The following is a 17,600-nucleotide window of genomic DNA, read 5'->3' as shown; positions in this document are numbered from 1 at the left end:
AATTGAACGTTAAAGAATACATGGCTGGTCTCGGCCACAGAGCGCGCGTTGCATCCCGTATTATCGCCGCTGCGCCGACAGCACTGAAAAACAAAGCGTTGCTGGCGATTGCCGATGAGCTGGATAAATCGCGCATCACCCTCGTTGCTGAAAACCAGAAAGACCTGGCTGCCGGCAAAGCCAATGGCCTGGATGCAGCGATGCTCGATCGCCTGGCAGTCAAGCCAACCACTATCGACGGCATGATCGAAGGACTGCGCCAGGTCGCAGCATTGTCTGATCCGTGCGGCGAAATTACTGGTATGAGCTATCGTCCCAGCGGCATCCAGGTGGGCAAAATGCGTGTGCCTTTGGGGGTGGTGGGAATTATTTATGAGTCGCGCCCCAATGTGACTATCGATGCGGCCAGCTTGTGTTTGAAATCTGGCAACGCAGCAATTCTGCGCGGCGGCAGCGAAGCGATTCACTCCAACCGCGCGATCGCCAATTGTTTACAAGCGGGATTGAAAGCCGCCGGTTTGCCTGCAGATGTGGTGCAAGTGGTGGAAACGACTGATCGCGCTGCGGTAGGCGAGTTGATCACCATGCCGCAATTTGTGGATGTGATTGTTCCCCGTGGCGGCAAAGGGTTGATCGAGCGCATCAGCAACGATGCCAAAGTTCCCGTAATCAAACACCTCGATGGTATTTGCCACGTTTACATCGACGATAAAGCCGATCTGGATAAAGCGTTCACCATTTCCATGAACGCCAAAACCCATCGCTACGGTGTGTGTAATGCCATGGAAACGTTGCTGGTGCACGAACAAATTGCCGCACAAATCCTGCCGCGCCTTGCCGCTGCTTACATTGAAAAAGGTGTGGAGTTACGCGGTGATGAACAAACCCGCACAATTATTTCTGCGAATGTTGCAACAGAAGAAGATTGGTCGACTGAATACCTCGCACCGATTTTGTCGATCAAACTGGTGAGTGGTTTGGACGAGGCAATCGCTCATATCAACCAATACAGTTCACAGCATACCGATGCCATCGTAAGCGAAGACTATACGCGCGCGCGCCGCTTTATTACCGAAGTGGATTCTGCATCGGTAATGGTGAATGCATCGACGCGTTTTGCCGACGGTTTTGAATATGGTTTGGGTGCGGAAATTGGTATTTCTACCGACAAAATCCATGCGCGCGGCCCGGTTGGGCTGGAAGGTTTGACTTCGCAAAAATGGGTTGTGTTTGGCGATGGGCACGTTCGTGCGTAGTCCCCTCCCGGCCTCCCCTTTTTCAACGGGGAGGATGTGCCGCACTTTACCGGGTTGTAGCAGTGTGATCGGTTTTTACCGCTTAAGCGAAAAATCAAATGGAGGTTGCTCTTGCGCAAATGCATAGGATTTTTCGGAGGTACTTTTGATCCGATTCATCTCGGGCATTTGCGTCTTGCGCTGGAATTAAAACAGCAGCTCGCACTGGATGAAATGCGCTTGTTGCCGTGTTACATCCCGCCGCATCGCGCGTCACCCAGTGTGGATGCGCAACAGCGCTTAACCATGTTGCAACTGGCGTTAAATGATTGTGCTGAATTGCGTTGGGATGCGCGGGAATTGCAACGCGAAAAACCCTCCTACACTTATGACACCCTGTCTGAATTGCGTGCGGAATTTGGCGAGGATGCCAGCCTGAGCTGGTGTATGGGAATGGATAGTTTTGTCACTCTGGATAGCTGGCATCGCTGGCAGGAGTTAGCCGGGCTCGCGCATTTGGTTGTTGTAGCCCGTCCCGGCTGGGAAATACCGGTGGTTGGTCCGGTTGCACAATTGATTGCACAACATCGTGCAGATGTTAGTGAGATTCATGCAAAACCTGCGGGCAAACTGGTAATACTCGAGCAGCGCCTGTTACCCATTTCTGCCACGGAAATTCGCGTGCAAATCCAGGCGGGGGAATCGCCACAGTTTTTAATACCTGACGCGGTATGGAAGTACATTCGCGTTCAAGGTTTATATCGCTAGCTACATTGTTAGCGAGTTATGAAATTTACTTTTAGTTTTATTTTTTAGCCAATAGGTAACTGAATGTCTGATTTAAACAAAGCGATCATCGATGCCCTTGAAAATCTCAAAGGCAAAAATATTGTCACGCTCGATGTACGCGAACTTACCGATGTGATGGACACATTGATTATCGCCAGTGGTACCTCCAGCCGCCACTCGCGCTCACTGGCAGAAAACCTGGTAGAAGAGACCAAAAAAGCCGGTTTCCGCGCACTGGGTGTTGAAGGCATTGAAACCGGTGACTGGGTGCTGGTCGACTTCGGCGATACCGTTGTGCACGTGATGCAGCAGGAAACACGCGATTACTACGAGTTGGAAAAACTCTGGTCGATGAAGCCGGCAAACAGAACCTAATCGTTTATTGCTGAATGCGCATAAGAATTATCGCCATAGGCACAAAAATGCCCGACTGGGTTGAAGCGGGTTACGCGGAATATGCCAAGCGTATGCCGCGCGATCTCACCGTGGAAATGGTGGAACTGCCGCTCGCCCAGCGCAGCAAAAACAGTGACATCGCCAAAGCCATGGAAAAGGAAGGTGAGTCCATGCTCGCGGCGATAGAAAAAGGCGGCAAAGACGAACAAGTGATTGCATTGGATGTCAAAGGCAAACCCTGGAGCACCGAACAGCTCGCGGAAAATCTCGCGGGTTGGAAAATGAGTGGCAATAATTATTCGCTGCTAATTGGTGGACCGGATGGATTAGCACCTGCGTGCCTGCAAAAAGCTTCGGTAAAGTGGTCGCTTTCACCACTCACGCTGCCTCATCCACTTGTGCGAATTTTAGTGATCGAACAGTTATACCGGGCCAGTAGCATCTTGCAAAATCATCCATACCATAAATAATTTGCACGCGATTATTGTCAACAACTATTAATCCACATTTCCATTTAACCCAGAGTTCCATTTCGGCCCGAGCATGCAAGAAGCCCAACACTTTAAAGACCACCAGCGCGAAGCCAAACTTTTTCGTAATCGCGTGCTGGTGATGGCGACTTTTATGTTGGCGTTAGTCAGCACGCTCATCTATCGCTATTACGATTTACAAATCGTCAATTACGAAGAATACGCCACGCAATCCGAGCGTAACCGCGTCCACGTCCAGCCGGTTCCACCGACGCGCGGATTAATCTTTGACCGCAACAACGAGTTGCTCGCGGACAATAAAGCCAGCTTTACGTTATCCGTGGTCAGCGGCGATGCAGAAGAATTAAATAACACCATCGAATTACTCAAAACCCTGATTGAAATTACGCCGTCCGATCTGGGCAAATTCTATAAGGCGCAAAAGCAACGCCGCCATAAACTCGACCCGGTGCCGTTGCGCTATCGCCTCACTGAAGATGAAATCGCGCGCCTCGCCGTTAACCAGCATTTGCTCGAAGGGGTCGAGGTCAATGCTGAACTGGTTCGCAATTATCCCCACGCGGATATGTTTGCCCATGTGATTGGTTATACCGGTCGCATCAGCGAAAAAGATATGGATTCATTTACACCTGAGCAACTGCAACGTTATTCAGGCACCCATGCCATTGGTAAAAGCGGTATTGAAAGCAGCTACGAAGATATTTTGCTCGGCGAAGTTGGCAGCCAAAACGTAGAGACTAATGCCCGCGGGCGTGTAATGCGTGTTTTGGATCGTATTGATCCAAAACAAGGCAGTGACTTGCATCTCCATCTTGATACACGTTTGCAAGAAACTGCTGTAGCCGCGATGCAAGGCCGTCGCGGCGCAGTAGTGGCAATTGATGTTAAAACCGGCGGCGTTCTGGCCGCAGTGAGTAACCCGGGTTTTGATCCCAACCTCTTTGTGACCGGTATTAGTTACCGCGATTACAAAAACCTTAATGACGATATCGATACCCCTTTATTCAATCGCTTCCTGCAAGCCCAATACCCGCCGGGTTCCACCATCAAACCGGTGATTGGCCTGGCAGGCTTGCACTACGGGTTTACCGATGTTGACCGCGCTATTTCCGACCCGGGTTTTTTTACCTTGCCGGGTAGCTCGCGTATCTACCGCGATTGGAGTCTGGCGAAAACCGGTGGCGGTCATGGCCGGGTAAACCTGAAAGTGGGTATTTCCCAATCCTGCGATACCTATTTCTGGGATTTGGGAACCCGTATGGGGATCGACAAAATGAGTGAATTCGGGGCTCATTTTGGTTTGGGGCAATTGACCGGGATTGATGTACCCAGTGAGCGCAAAGGTATCTGGCCTTCGCGCGAATGGAAGCGTGCAGCAAAAGGTCAGGCCTGGTATCCGGGCGATACGGTTAACATGTCTATCGGCCAGGGCTTTGTGTTGGCGACCCCGCTGCAATTAGCCGTTGTGGCCAGCACCATTGCCAATCGCGGTGTTCGTTATAAGCCGCAATTTGTGCAACGTATTGGCGACAAAATCCATGAGCCCATCATTGAGGAAACCATGGAGATGAAGCCTGAATACTGGGATGCGATTTTTGATGGCATGGCAGAGGTGGTTCACGGCCCGCGTGGTACGGCCAGGGCTTATATGAGCCCTGGCGCGGAATACCGTATGGCCGGTAAGTCGGGGACTGCGCAGGTAGTGGCTATCGCCCAGAATGCCAAATACAACTCTGCGATGTTACAAGAGCGCCATCGCGACCATGCGTTGTTTATTGCTTTTGCACCCCTGGAAGACCCGAAAATTGCCGTCGCAGTGATGGTTGAGAACGCCGAGGGGGGGTCCAGTAAAGCGGCACCCGTTGCCCGTTGGATGATGGATGCCTACCTGTTGGGCTATTCCCTTGATGCCGATGAGTTTGTACCGCCACTCGGCTTCCACCACGCCGCTATTATCAAACGCCTTAATAACTACATTGCCGCGCGCAATGCTGCCCGCGAGGGTAAACCTGCAGTTGAGCCGGTAAAAAATACCGAGCCTGTGCCGCCAGCCAGTGCGGGTATTGATGCCGAGGAAGGAGTGACTGATGAGTAGGCAGGATTTCCTGCGCCGTATGCCGGAGGCCGCGCGCGCATTTAGTCGCCCGACCCGTTTGGCGGAGCGTTTCCATATCGATTTTTTCCTGCTGTTACTGCTGCTAGCCCTTACCACTATCGGCCTGACAGTGCTTTACAGTGCTAGTGGACATAATTTGCCCAGCGTGGAGAAGCAAGCCAGTTTCTTTATGATCGCTTACGCGACCATGTTTGTGGTGGCGCAAATCCCGGTGGATTTTATGCGGCGCATGGCGCCGTTCGCCTACGTTGGGGGTGTGTTGTTGTTGTTGGCGGTCACTATCTTTGGCGATATCTCGATGGGGGCACAGCGCTGGTTACAGATTGGCAGTTTCCGCTTCCAGCCCTCGGAAATCATGAAGCTCGCGATGCCCATCACCATTGCGGCTTTCCTGAGTGCCGGTCATCTGCCACCGCGTTTTAGCCGGGTATTGGCAGTGTTGGTGCTGATCGGTATTCCCACTGCGCTCATTATCGAGCAACCTGATTTGGGAACCTCCATTCTCGTGGCTACCTCGGGCATTATGGTGTTGTTCTTTTCCGGCTTGCTGTGGCGTTACATCGCTGCCGCTGTTGCTGTATTCGGGGCGAGCTTATGGCCGATCTGGCATTACATGCTCCATGACTACCAGCGTCAGCGCGTCCTCACCATGCTTGACCCAACCCAGGACCCGCTCGGTACCGGCTGGAATATTATCCAATCCAAAACCGCCATCGGCTCGGGCGGGTTGTCGGGTAAAGGCTGGATGGAGGGCACTCAATCCCGCCTTGATTTCCTGCCGGAAGGCCATACGGATTTTATTATTGCGGTGATGTCGGAAGAGTTTGGCTTGCTCGGCGTAATCTTCCTGTTAACGGTGTATGCACTGGTGATTATTCGCGGGCTCACTATTGCGGTTAAGTCACAAAACACTTTTGGCCGTTTGTTGGCAGCCAGTGTCAGTTCCACCTTTTTTGTGTATGTGTTTGTAAATATGGGTATGGTATCGGGCATGTTGCCCGTAGTCGGGGTACCCTTACCACTGATCAGCCAGGGCGGTACTGCTATTGTGGCGCTATTCGCCGGCTTTGGTATTTTGATGGCGATATCCACAGAGCAAAAACGAGTGATGACTCCCCAGCCTTGATAATCAGCTCCTGATTACTGGATACGCAGGGTCCAGTGTTGAATGTAAGAGAAAAGTTATGCAGTTTGCAAAGATTAAAGCCTTGTTAGCGTTAGTGGCATTGGGCGCGAGTGCCACAACCAGTGCCGATTACACCCGACATCCGCTAGCGGCAGAGTTTGTTAATGAGATGGTGCAGCAACACGGCTTCACTGCTGATGAAATCAATCAATGGTTAAGCAAGGCGGAAAAACGCCAGCCGATCCTTGACTCCATTGCGCGTCCGGCGGAAAAATCCAAAACCTGGAAAGAATATCGCCCGATTTTTATTGTGCCCATGCGCATCACCAACGGTGTTAATTTCTGGAATGAAAATCGCGAAGCATTGGCGCGTGCAGAAAAAGAATACGGCGTACCGGCAGAAATTATTGTTGCAATTATTGGTGTAGAAACCAATTACGGCAAAAATACCGGCAACTGGTATGTGATCGATGCCTTGACTACACTCGCCTTTGATTATCCTCCGCGCGCACCGTTTTTTCGCTCGGAACTGGTGAATTATTTTATTCTCACGCGCGAGCAAAAACACGATCCACTCGAATTTAAAGGATCATACGCGGGCGCGATGGGCTATGGCCAATTTATGCCATCAAGCTATCGCAATTTCGCGGTGGATTTCAGTGGCGATGGATTTACCGATATCTGGAAAAATCCAACAGATGCCATCGGCAGTATCGCCAACTATTTTAAAAAGCACGGTTGGCAACAAGGCAAGCCCGTGGTGGTTCCGGCAAAACTGGTGCGCGCGCGCGAACAGGTAGTCGTGCACGAATCGTTTAATAAAGTGGAAGTGCCCGCCGTTACCGTTGCCGATTGGAAAAAAGTGGGTGTGGTGCCCAAGGCAAGAATTGCTGCGCGCACACCGGTAATCAGTATTGAGTTCGATGGTGTAAATGGCCTGGAGTATTGGATGGGCTTGCAAAACTTCTACACCATCACCCGTTACAATCGCAGCCCGATGTATGCAATGGCAGTTTATGATTTAAGCCTGGACATTAAAGCGGCGATGAAAAAAAGCGGCGCAAAAAAATAACCGGTAGCGGAGATAATAGCGACAATGCATCAGCAATCTTCAACGCGCTTAACAAACAACAATCAGTTATGGATGTGTTGCTTGCTGGCGCTGCTCTGTGTGTTGCTAACAGCGTGTTCCGGCCCAAAGCCCAAATCCCCGAAAGCGAACGTTCCCTATAATCCCAACGATGGCCGCTACAAACACGATAAGGATTTTGGGCCCAGTGAAGATGTTGATCTGTCCCATATTCCCGATGCGGTGCCACGCCTTGAAGTGCGCACTCGTGCCGGTAATAAAAACCCCTACACTGTGCTGGGTAAAACCTATCACCTGATTAAAGATGAAACCTCGTATAAAGAACGTGGGTACGCATCCTGGTACGGCAATAAATTTAACGGCTATCACACCTCAAATGGTGAGCTTTACGATATGTACGCGATGACCGGCGCGCACAAAACATTGCCAATTCCTTCCTATGTTCGTGTAACCAATCTGGATAACGGCAAAAGTGTGGTAGTGCGTATTAATGATCGCGGTCCGTTTCACCAGGGTCGGATTGTTGATTTGAGTTATGCCGCCGCCCAACGTATTGGCATTCACAAAACCGGCACCGGGCGAGTAGAAGTGGAAATTGCATTGCCCGGTGATGCGCCACCCATTCCCCGTCGCGCAGATAACACCATTGCCAAACCGGTTGAGTCCGCATTACCACCGGGAACTTTCTTGCAGCTTGGTGCATTTGGCAATAAAAAATCGGCACAAGATTTTGCGGCAACACTGGGAACGAAATTAACTTTTCCGGTAATAATCAGCTCTGCTGCATCACCCAAAGAAATTCATCGCGTGCGCCTTGGCCCGTTTAAAGATGCAAAAAATTTACAAATGGCGCGCGACCAATTGGCGCGTCTCAATATTTTTGAGGCCCATGTGGTCTATCAATAAATTCATGGCACTGACCGGTGGGCACGCTATTCAGTTTGAGTTCACCGCGCAACGTTAGTGTTGCCAACTTATTTTTTGTTTGGAGAGTGTTAATCGACATGATTAAAAAATCTATTGCTTGCGGACTATTATTTTCATCGACGTTGCTATTTTCATCGATAGCGACATTCGCCCAGCAACCTGCTTCTCAACAACCCGCGAATCAATTGCCTGCAGCACAATTACCCGGTGCGCAATTGCCATCATCCACACTGCCGACACCAACGCCAGGGCAAGTTGTTGAGCAAAAACCGCAAGTTATTCCCGGCCCGCCACAATTGGCTGCTACCGGATTTATTCTGGTGGATGCAACGACCGGTAGCATTGTGGCTGAATACAATGCGGACCAGCGTTTACCTCCAGCCAGCTTGACCAAAATGATGTCCAGCTATTTGGTGGTCGACGAAATTGAAAAAGGCAAAGTTGCCGAAGATGCGATGGTGAACATCAGTGTTAAAGCCTGGAAGATGGGCGGCTCACGCATGTATGTAAAAGAGGGAACGCAGGTTCCTGTTATCGATTTGTTGCGCGGTGTCATTATCCAGTCGGGCAATGATTCAACGGTCGCACTTGCTGAATATGTATCTGGCAATGAAGATGCATTCGTTGATGTAATGAATCAAAAAGCTGCGCAGTTGGGAATGACCAATACCCATTTTGAAAATTCTACTGGCTGGCCGGCAGAAGGCCATTTAACTACAGCCAAGGATCTCGCCATCCTCGCGCGCGCCATTATTAATGATCATCCCAAACACTATCCTCTTTACGCGGAAAAATATTTTTTCTACAACAACATTCGCCAGCCAAACCGCAATTTATTATTGTTCCGCGATGAAACTGTTGATGGTTTGAAAACTGGCCACACCGAAGAAGCCGGTTATTGCCTGGTCGCTTCATCAAAGCGTGAGAGCACCCGCTTTATTGCGGTAGTCATGGGTACTGCCAGTGAAAATGCGCGTGCTGCCGAAACGGAAAAACTGTTGGCCTATGGTTTCCGTTATTTCCAGACAACACCGCTGTATCAGGCTGGCCAACAAGTGAGCACTTCGCGCGTTTGGGCGGGTAAAGCCCAGGAAGTTACCCTGGGTATTCCCAATAATATTGTGCTGACCTTGCCGAAGGGACGCGAACAAGCCCTGCAAGCCAAAATGCATATCAATGAAATTATCAAAGCGCCTATCGCAGTAGGACAAGAATTGGGCAACCTGACTGTAGAGCTGGATGGGCAGTTAATTGTGAATACGCCGATCGTTGCGTTACAAGCAGTAGAAGAAGCCGGATTTTTTGCCCGCCTGATCGACAATTTGAAATTATTCTTTCGCAATTTATTCAGTTGATCGCTAGAATCATTCCGCTGGTGACGGTTTTGCGTAGGATGTGCAGGAGCAAACCGTTACCCGGAAATTCTGAGCGTCTTTTTTCCGTTTTTTTAACTTTTTAGTTATAAAACACACGGCATCAGCAATTCCGGCCAGGGCAGGTTTTGCTGGTGTTTGTGCAAATGCTCTGGTTGTTATTGTTGATGGGACTGTTGTTACGCTAACGCAATTCGTTCATGCGTACAGTAGATAAAAGTACAGAAGAATTCCCAATCAAACTATTCACTTATAACAACCAAGGAGCTATTCGTGTCTACCAATCCTTACCAAACCCCCGAAGGCCAATTAACTACCGATGATTTGGCTTATGGTGAAATCAGGTTTTTTTCTCCTTCATCCCGCATAAACCGCCTGCGTTATTGGGCGCATTCAATGCTGTTTACTCTGGCAGTCATTGGTTTGTTTATTGTTGTTGGGCTCATTGCTGCATTCGCATCCCAGACATTAGCAATAGGTCTGGGGATTATTATTTATATCGCCATGATCGTGTTCAGCTTTATTTTGGTAATCCAGCGTTTGCACGATTTAAATAAAACCGGTTGGATGTCATTGTTGCTCATTATTCCTCTGGCCAACATTTATTTACTGGTGTTGTTAATATTTTTTAAAGGAACCGAAGGCCGAAATAATTACGGCTTGCAAACGCCACCGAATAAAACCTGGCATTGGATCCTGGCGTTTTCATATCCGTTGCTGGTGATTATTGGTATTGTTGCGGCGGTTTCCTCGCCTGCTTACCAGGATTATGTATCCCGCGTCCAAGGTCTGGAATCACAACTTGAACAGCAATCTGACTACCCGACAGATGATGCTGTTGATGAAAATTCAGTTGATGAAAGTGCGACCGACGAATCTGCATACCCCGCAGAAGAAGTTGACAGCGCTGAAGAGTCGCTTGATGAAACTGCCACCGATGAAGTTCCTGCTCAGGAAGAGGTGATTGAGGAAGGTGAAGTTGAAACATCCGAAGAGATTGACACCCCGCAATAATCTGCCGGGAATCTTTCGAGAAAATAAGGCAGCTCCGGCTGCCTTATTTTTTTGTTATTGCTTTATCGGTGAGTTGAATCATTTGTGCATACGTATTCATCTTGCCGGTTGTAAACCATAAAACTATTCTGTTTCGGCGGTCTTCTATAAAAATCGTGTTAACGACAGAAAAATAGCTTTTGCATAATAACTATGAATTCGACCCTGATCACCCTGCGTTGGTTAAACGCCTTTTAAATACTCTTACATAGAAAATTGGTTCAGTAGCAATGGCGGCAATTTTTTGCAGCCAGGGATCTGCGCAATTTTTTGCTCGATTGGAAAGCAAATGCAAAATTTTTCAGGTGCACTATGCCTCTGCGGCTTTGCTTTGCCTCACATAATTCAAAAGACATAACAATAATATTCCAGGTATCAGCATTCCCGGCTGCCTGGTTGCCTATAGGAAAAAAGCTATGCAAACCTTATCAGCCGCTATTGTCAGAGATAAAGCGTTTTGGAATGGAAGGGGATGTAATGGGCAGGTCTCGAATGAACGCGACTGGAACAAGCGCGACTGGAATAAACGTGCTTTGAATAAAAGCAACTTGAATAAGAGCACCTCGAATAAAAGCACTTTGAATAAAAAAAACCGAAAATGGCAGCAGTTTATTGTTTATAGTTTTTTCCTGCTCTGTGTTTTTGCCTATGCACAGGCTGGCCAGGCGCAAAGCTGGAGCAATAGTTATTTTCGCGGTACGCCTAACAACTGGGCTGCAACGCCGCTAATTAAAAATACCTCGTCCGGTTTATGGGAAATACAACAGGCGTTTTCCGGTGCAAACCCGCGTTTTAAAATTAGTCGCTATACCGATAACTGGAATGAAGCCTATCCCGCGCAGGATTATTTAATCACCGGGGGTGATGGCGATTATAAAATTACTTTCAATGACGCTACAAAAGCGATTGCAATAGCAAAGCTGCCAATTGCGCTTGCCGCCAACACTATTTGTTTCAGCAATCCCAATAATTTTGCGGCACCTTATATTTATTTTTGGAATCCACTGCCTGCGGGGGCAGTGACCCCTTTGCCCGCCTGGCCCGGTAAGAGTATGACCAGGCGTGGCACTTTTTATTGTTATGATTTCACTGCATCGATTCCTGCCGGCATGCAACTGCCCACATCGCTGGATGTTATTTTTAGCAATAACGGTGCAAACCAAACGGCGAACCTGAAATTTACGGGTGCCGCTTGTTATGAAAATAATATATGGAAAACATTGTCGCAATGTGGATTTAGCGTTGCGACCAATTCATCTACAGCGAGTATTTCTTCTATCGCGCTTTCATCATCTCCATCGTTATCCTCACAGGCATTATCATCCAGTAAGTCTAGCGCATCAGTTGTTTTATCAAGTTTGAATGCAACATCTTCCAGCCAGTCATCTGGTGCAGTGAATGTTTCCAGCAGTGCAGTCGCTGCTACAAAAACGAAAATTTATTTTAAAAACACGGCTAATTGGGCATCGGTCAATATCCACTATTTTAATGTGCTGCCTGCACTAACGGCATCTACCTGGCCGGGTGTAGCGATGGTTAAAAATACCAGTGCACCTGCTTTATTCAGTTACGAATTTCCAGGTGCCGTTAATTCAGCGGGAATTGTTTTTAATACCAATAGCAATCCCAAAACCGCAGATTTAAATTTTGTTGCCCCCAATAATTGTTACGATTTTGGTGCCGCCAGCTGGAAAACTGCGAGTGCCTGCGGTGTACCTGTAGAATTGGTGGCTAATGCCGGTGTAGATCGCAAAGCCAATATCAACACGCGCCAGGCATTATCGGCGGCAGCGTCAATTGGCAATTATGTCACTGCAAGTTGGACAAGTGCTGCATGGCCGGGTGCGCTGACTGGCAAGCAAGTGGTAACGCCGCTACTCACAACCCTCGGCAATATCACTGTCACGCTTACATTGACTGCCGCTGATGGCAGCACCGCAACCGATACGATGGCGATTAACGTTGTCGCCGCCACACAAGCGTTGCCCGAGCGGCCACAACTGGCTGCACCTTTGGGGTTCCCCATTACCGGTACTGTGAGTGCAGGAAAATATCGCTTTATTAATGCCTACCCGAATTTGAATGAATTTTTCTTTTCACCGGTGATGGTGACTAATGACGGCATTAATGACCTTGTATATGTTGTCGATAAAGAGGGTGCGATTTACGTATTCCCGAATAAAGAAAATGTGATCGCAACCGAAGTGCGCAAATTGCTGGATATAAAATCCACCGTACTTAACAATAACGAAAGCGGTATGTTAAGCATGGCGTTCGATCCTTATTACGCCAGTAATGGTTTTATTTATGTGTATTACATTTTCGGTGAGACCGATAATTTTTACCCGCGCACCGATGGCATAGTCGGTGGTAAAACCGGCGATGCGATTATTGAACGCTGGACCGTTGATAACCCTGCAAATCCAACCTCGGCCGGCGCCAAAGTTGAATTACTGCGCATCCCGCAACTGGGTGAAGACCATAAAGGCGGCATGATGCAATTTCATCCCACTGAAAAATATTTGTATGTAGGCATAGGCGAAGGTGGTTACGGCCACAGCGCATTCCCGCAAAATCCTTTACCAGGTGATCCTTACAATCGCCGTACCAATAACAGCGCGCAAGATCCAACTACCTTGCGCGGAAAATTTATTCGCATTGAACCATTAGCACAGGCCGTGGATGGAAAATATTATCGTGTGCCGGAGGACAATCCGTTTGTTGGTCGCGCTGGATATTTACCGGAAATCTGGTCAATGGGCCATCGCAATCCCTGGCGTTGGGCGTTTGATACCGATGCACCTTACACATTATGGGAAACCGAAATAGGGCAGGACACGGATCTCGCTTACGAAGAAGTTAACATTATCACCAAAGGCCAGAATTACGGTTGGCCGGTATGTGAAGGCACTCGTAACCGCGGAGCGCTTGGTGGTGATGCCGCAAAAAATTGTTTAACGGATTTTGTTGCGCCGCGTGAAGGTTATGGCCGCACCTCCGGTGTTTCCATTATCGGTGGCTTTGTTTATCGCGGTACGGATTTGCCCAACCTCAATGGCAGTTTTATTTTTGGTGACTATGTCAGTAAACGCCTTTGGTCCGTTGCAAATGATGGGCAAGCCAAAAAATTAATTAGCGAAGCGTTCCCGTATTACATTTCATCAATCGGTAAAGACCTTAACAGGAATTTGCTGATTTCCAGTCACGGGCGCGAACTCGGTGGGCCGTCCAGTATTTTTAAAGTGGTAGATGATGATCTGGCATCGGCACAAATTCCACCAACACTATTGGCTACCGGTTTGTTTGCAGACCTTGCCAATGTAATTCCGGCGCAGGGTGTTATTGAGTACACAGTCAATACCCAGGGTTGGTTTGATGGTGGCAAAGTGCGGCATTTTGTAGCGATTCCGAATGCGAGCAAAATGACCTTTGATGCAACTGCAATCTGGAATTTACCGGTTGGTTCCGTGGTAGTGAAACATCTTTCGGTGGCGACAGCGGCGAATGCTACCAAACCATTTACCACTTCAGTATTGTTCCGCCAGGAAACCGGTTGGCAAGCGGCGAATTATCGCTGGAATGCCGCAGGCACGGATGCCAGTCTGGTGACGGAATCTTCCGTTGAACCCGATGGTGGTTTGGTCAACGTAGTGCGTAAAGTTGAAACGGGCAGTACCTGTGCCGCTTGCCATAAAGACGGGGAGGGAAAGTTAACGCCACTGGCGGTAAGCACGTATCAATTAAATGGAAATTTTAATTATCAAGGCGTAACTAAAAACCAGTTGGACGTTTTCAATACGATTGGTTTATTTACCACCAGCATCAATAACGGCAGCCGTTACGAAAAATTTTCTGCACCAACAGATAACAGCGTTGATTTGACGGCGCGCGCAAAATCTTATTTGCATACCAACTGCGCCCATTGCCATTCGGGAATTTCCGGTGGAATGGATATGCGTTTCAGCACTGCATTGGACGCTATGAAACTGGTTAATGACCACAACCGCGTTGTGCCTGGTATTCCTGCAAACAGCAATGTTTACAAATACCAAACCGGTGCAGGCATGCGTATGCCCTATGGTTCAGTGGCGACAAATGCGGAAGCAGAAAATTTATTCCGCACCTGGATTAACGAATTGGGTATTGATGTTAGCCAAACCGGAGTTGAACTCACTGCAACCCGATTAGCGCCGGAAGTGAATGGCGTTGTTGGTTTAAATCTGGACGCGGTTTATAGCAATGGTACACGTTTGCCAGCATCGGGTTCCATTACCTGGACATCCAGTAATCCTGCTGTGATTTCCACGCAAGGGAAAACCGGTGCAGCAATTAATGTCACCGCATTATCGACCGGCACTGTGACTATTACAGCGAATGCCGATGGTTATAGCGATAGCATTACGCTGGATATTATTCCTGCATCAAACCCTGTCACTGCATTAGCAATTGCAGGTACTGCAAATCTGCGAATTAAAGCGGGCGAGACACAACAACTGGTTGCGGTAGGTACAACGAGTGATGGTTTGTTGGGTATGACTTCGCAAGTGATTTGGGCGAGCAGTAATACCGCGATTGCCAGCGTATCTGCATCAGGATTAATCACGGCGGGTACCACTGCAGGTAGTGCAACGATTACGGCAACCTATGGAATGCTTTCTACCAGCTATACCGTTACCGGTTTAGGTGCGGGCCAATATATTTATGTGAAAAAACCGGCGGCATGGACAAGTGTTAATACCCATATCTGGACCAATCAAAATGGCACTTTGACTGTGCGTAGCGGCAATTGGCCGGGCCCTGCAATTACCGAAACTGCACCCAAATACGGTGCGGGTTGGTTGCGTGTATTTATTCCGGCAGCATGGGCAAATACGGCGGGCAATACCAATATTATTTTCAGCAACAATACGGCAAACCAAACTGCTGATTTAACCGTGAGCCAAACGAATCCCGGTTGGTATGACGCTGCCTGGTTAACGGCTGAGCCTGCCTTGGCGGTAGTGGAAGCCGGTACGCAAATCCAGGTCGGTAATGGCACTGCGACAATCGCGAGCAGTGCAAACCTCAGTGGAAAATTATTTGTGCCCGGCACGCTGGTGGATATCAAAGCGAACGCCGCAGGTCCCGGAATGAAATTTGTTCATTGGGAAGGAACAGGCGCTGCGTATTTATTGGATGCAAATAGCGCGACTACAAAAATGGTCGTGGGCAATGCCGTTTCGCTCACCTTGCTTGCCGTATTCGATAGCATTACTGATCAACATCAAGTGGCGCGCAGCCATTATCAAAGCCAGGGTTGTATCGGTTGCCACGGTAGCGATGGTAATGGCACTCCGTCATTACTCGATCTGCAAACGCGGTACACGCAAACCAGCCTTGCCAATTACATCGCCGCGAATATGCCGAAAGGCAATGTTGGTAGTTGCACCGGAACTTGTGCAACCAGTATTGCCGCGATGATTTTTGCCGAAGCATTTATTCCACCAGCGGGAGTGTGCAGTGCAGATAGCCTTGATGATTTAATTCCACAAGATCGCAGCTTCCGTTTGTTATCTACACTCGAATACAACAATTCGGTGCGCGATTTATTGGGGCTCACCAATAATATCGATGTCACCAGTGGTCGTATTCCGTCAGATCTTCCAGTGAATGGATTTAAAACCAACGCCAATGCAATTTTCACCAACGATTACGCTAAAGGTTATGTATTGGCAGCGGAAGCTGCTGCGGCGCTGGTGAGTAATATCTATAGCCTTACTCCCGGTTGCAGCAATGCGACTTGTTTTGTACAGAACTTTGGCAAGCGCGCGTATCGTCGTCCGCTGAGTACGGCAGAAGTGACGAAATTAGTTGCGCTGCAATCGTCGCAAGGCAATCTCGCATTGTTAACAGCAATTCTCTCATCGCCTTCAATGTTATATCGCTCGGAAGTGGGTGAATTAAAAGGTACCTACTACGAACTCACCGATTACGAAGTTGCGGCTATGTTGTCCTACACCTATTGGGCAACTACGCCGGATGCCTCATTAATGGCTGCCGCCGATGCCGGGCAATTAAGTACGCCCGCGCAAATTTCTGCCAAGGTCGCGCAGATGTTGCAAGATCCTAAAGCGCAAATTGCATTCGAGCGTTTCATCACTGGTTGGCTGGATCTTGATAAGGAAATCAAAACCACGGCAATCAGTGCGAGCCTCAAAGCGGATATGAAAACCGAAACCATTGAGTTGGTAAAACGGACTGTATTTGGTGGTGGAAGTTACAACGAATTACTCAACGCTAATTACAGTTACATGACCCAACAACTCGCAACCCATTATGGCTTGACCTGGCCGGGCGGTAGCGGTTTGCAGCGCGTGGATTACAACGCGGCTAACGCTGAACGCCGCGGCATATTGGGGCATGCCGGTATTCTGGCGATCCAGTCGGCATCGGAAAAAACCCATCCGGTAAAACGCGGTTTGTTTGTGCGTCGCAATCTGCTTTGCCAGGATTTTCCACCACCACCGGTGGGTGCAGAATTAAAACCACAAGAAGACCCGAGCCTCACGGTGCGTGAACGGTTTGAACACGCGCATTTGCAAGAAGGGTGCGCAGCTTGCCATCAATATATCGACGGCATCGGTTTCGGTTTGGAAAATTACAACGCGCTCGGTTTGTATGTCACCGCCGAAAAAACGGATAACGGTTTGATTAAAGCGATTAACTCGCTTGGTTACATCGGCAGTTTAAATTCGGCGGAAACGTATTTGTCGGAATCAGAACCTGTAGTGAATTATCACGGTATGGATGAATTGGCGAGCTTGATTGCGGGTAGCTCCAATGCCAAAGCCTGTTACGTGCGGCAATGGTATCGCTATTCGCGCGGCCAATTGGAAGATGTTGCTGACAGTTGCACGTTGCAAGTGTTCGGTAAAACTTTTAAAGAATCATCAAATGCCAGCATGCTGGATTTAATGATCCAGTTTACCCAAACCAAAAATTACATCCTGCGCAAATAAACTGAG

At 48.7% G+C, this 17,600-nt stretch carries 11 protein-coding genes; all 11 read left to right on the top strand.

Annotation, left to right across the window (positions count from 1 at the left end):
- Nucleotides 1-2: 2 nt before the first annotated feature.
- The 11 genes from A596_RS11810 (at nt 3) to A596_RS11755 (ending at nt 17,594) form a co-directional block, all read left to right on the top strand.
- On the top strand, nt 3-1,256 hold the full coding sequence (locus A596_RS11810; protein ID WP_039915588.1) for a glutamate-5-semialdehyde dehydrogenase: 1,254 nt from the start codon (nt 3-5) through the stop codon (nt 1,254-1,256).
- A 111-nt stretch (nt 1,257-1,367) separates the two neighbouring features.
- Nucleotides 1,368-2,003, top strand: coding sequence for a nicotinate-nucleotide adenylyltransferase (nadD, locus tag A596_RS11805; protein WP_039914936.1), 636 nt, complete (start codon nt 1,368-1,370; stop codon nt 2,001-2,003).
- Nucleotides 2,004-2,066: 63 nt separating this feature from the next.
- Nucleotides 2,067-2,399: a ribosome silencing factor gene (rsfS, locus tag A596_RS11800; RefSeq protein WP_039914934.1), complete on the top strand. Its 333-nt coding sequence runs from the start codon at nt 2,067-2,069 to the stop codon at nt 2,397-2,399.
- Between the two features lie 14 nt (nt 2,400-2,413).
- On the top strand, nt 2,414-2,890 hold the full coding sequence (gene rlmH / locus A596_RS11795; protein WP_084128270.1) for a 23S rRNA (pseudouridine(1915)-N(3))-methyltransferase RlmH: 477 nt from the start codon (nt 2,414-2,416) through the stop codon (nt 2,888-2,890).
- Between the two features lie 73 nt (nt 2,891-2,963).
- On the top strand, nt 2,964-5,006 hold the full coding sequence (gene mrdA, locus A596_RS11790; RefSeq protein WP_084128268.1) for a penicillin-binding protein 2: 2,043 nt from the start codon (nt 2,964-2,966) through the stop codon (nt 5,004-5,006).
- Nucleotides 4,999-6,153 (top strand): rod shape-determining protein RodA, encoded by a 1,155-nt coding sequence (gene rodA, locus A596_RS11785; protein WP_039914931.1) that lies wholly within the window; start codon nt 4,999-5,001, stop codon nt 6,151-6,153. Before mrdA ends, rodA begins: the two co-directional genes overlap by 8 nt.
- 58 nt (nt 6,154-6,211) lie before the next feature.
- The gene (gene mltB / locus A596_RS11780; protein ID WP_052417455.1) at nt 6,212-7,225 is read left to right on the top strand and encodes a lytic murein transglycosylase B; all 1,014 of its coding nucleotides are present in this window, start codon (nt 6,212-6,214) and stop codon (nt 7,223-7,225) included.
- Nucleotides 7,226-7,249: 24 nt separating this feature from the next.
- On the top strand, nt 7,250-8,149 hold the full coding sequence (locus A596_RS11775) for a septal ring lytic transglycosylase RlpA family protein (RefSeq protein ID WP_052417454.1): 900 nt from the start codon (nt 7,250-7,252) through the stop codon (nt 8,147-8,149).
- 98 nt (nt 8,150-8,247) lie between these two features.
- Nucleotides 8,248-9,525 carry a D-alanyl-D-alanine carboxypeptidase family protein gene (locus A596_RS11770; RefSeq protein ID WP_084128321.1) on the top strand — a complete coding sequence of 426 codons (1,278 nt, stop codon included), beginning with the start codon at nt 8,248-8,250 and terminating at the stop codon, nt 9,523-9,525.
- A gap of 291 nt (nt 9,526-9,816) precedes the next feature.
- Nucleotides 9,817-10,557, top strand: a complete 741-nt coding sequence (locus A596_RS22130; RefSeq protein WP_052417453.1) for a DUF805 domain-containing protein — start codon at nt 9,817-9,819, stop codon at nt 10,555-10,557.
- Nucleotides 10,558-11,012: 455 nt separating this feature from the next.
- Nucleotides 11,013-17,594, top strand: a complete 6,582-nt coding sequence (locus A596_RS11755) for a starch-binding protein (RefSeq protein WP_052417452.1) — start codon at nt 11,013-11,015, stop codon at nt 17,592-17,594.
- The last annotated feature ends 6 nt before the right edge of the window (nt 17,595-17,600 follow it).

The sequence above is a fragment of the Cellvibrio mixtus subsp. mixtus J3-8 genome, assembly GCF_000766945.1.
Taxonomy (GTDB): domain Bacteria; phylum Pseudomonadota; class Gammaproteobacteria; order Pseudomonadales; family Cellvibrionaceae; genus Cellvibrio; species Cellvibrio mixtus_A.
Note: the sequence above shows the minus strand (reverse complement) of the source record. Positions and strands in the feature narration are given on the sequence as shown.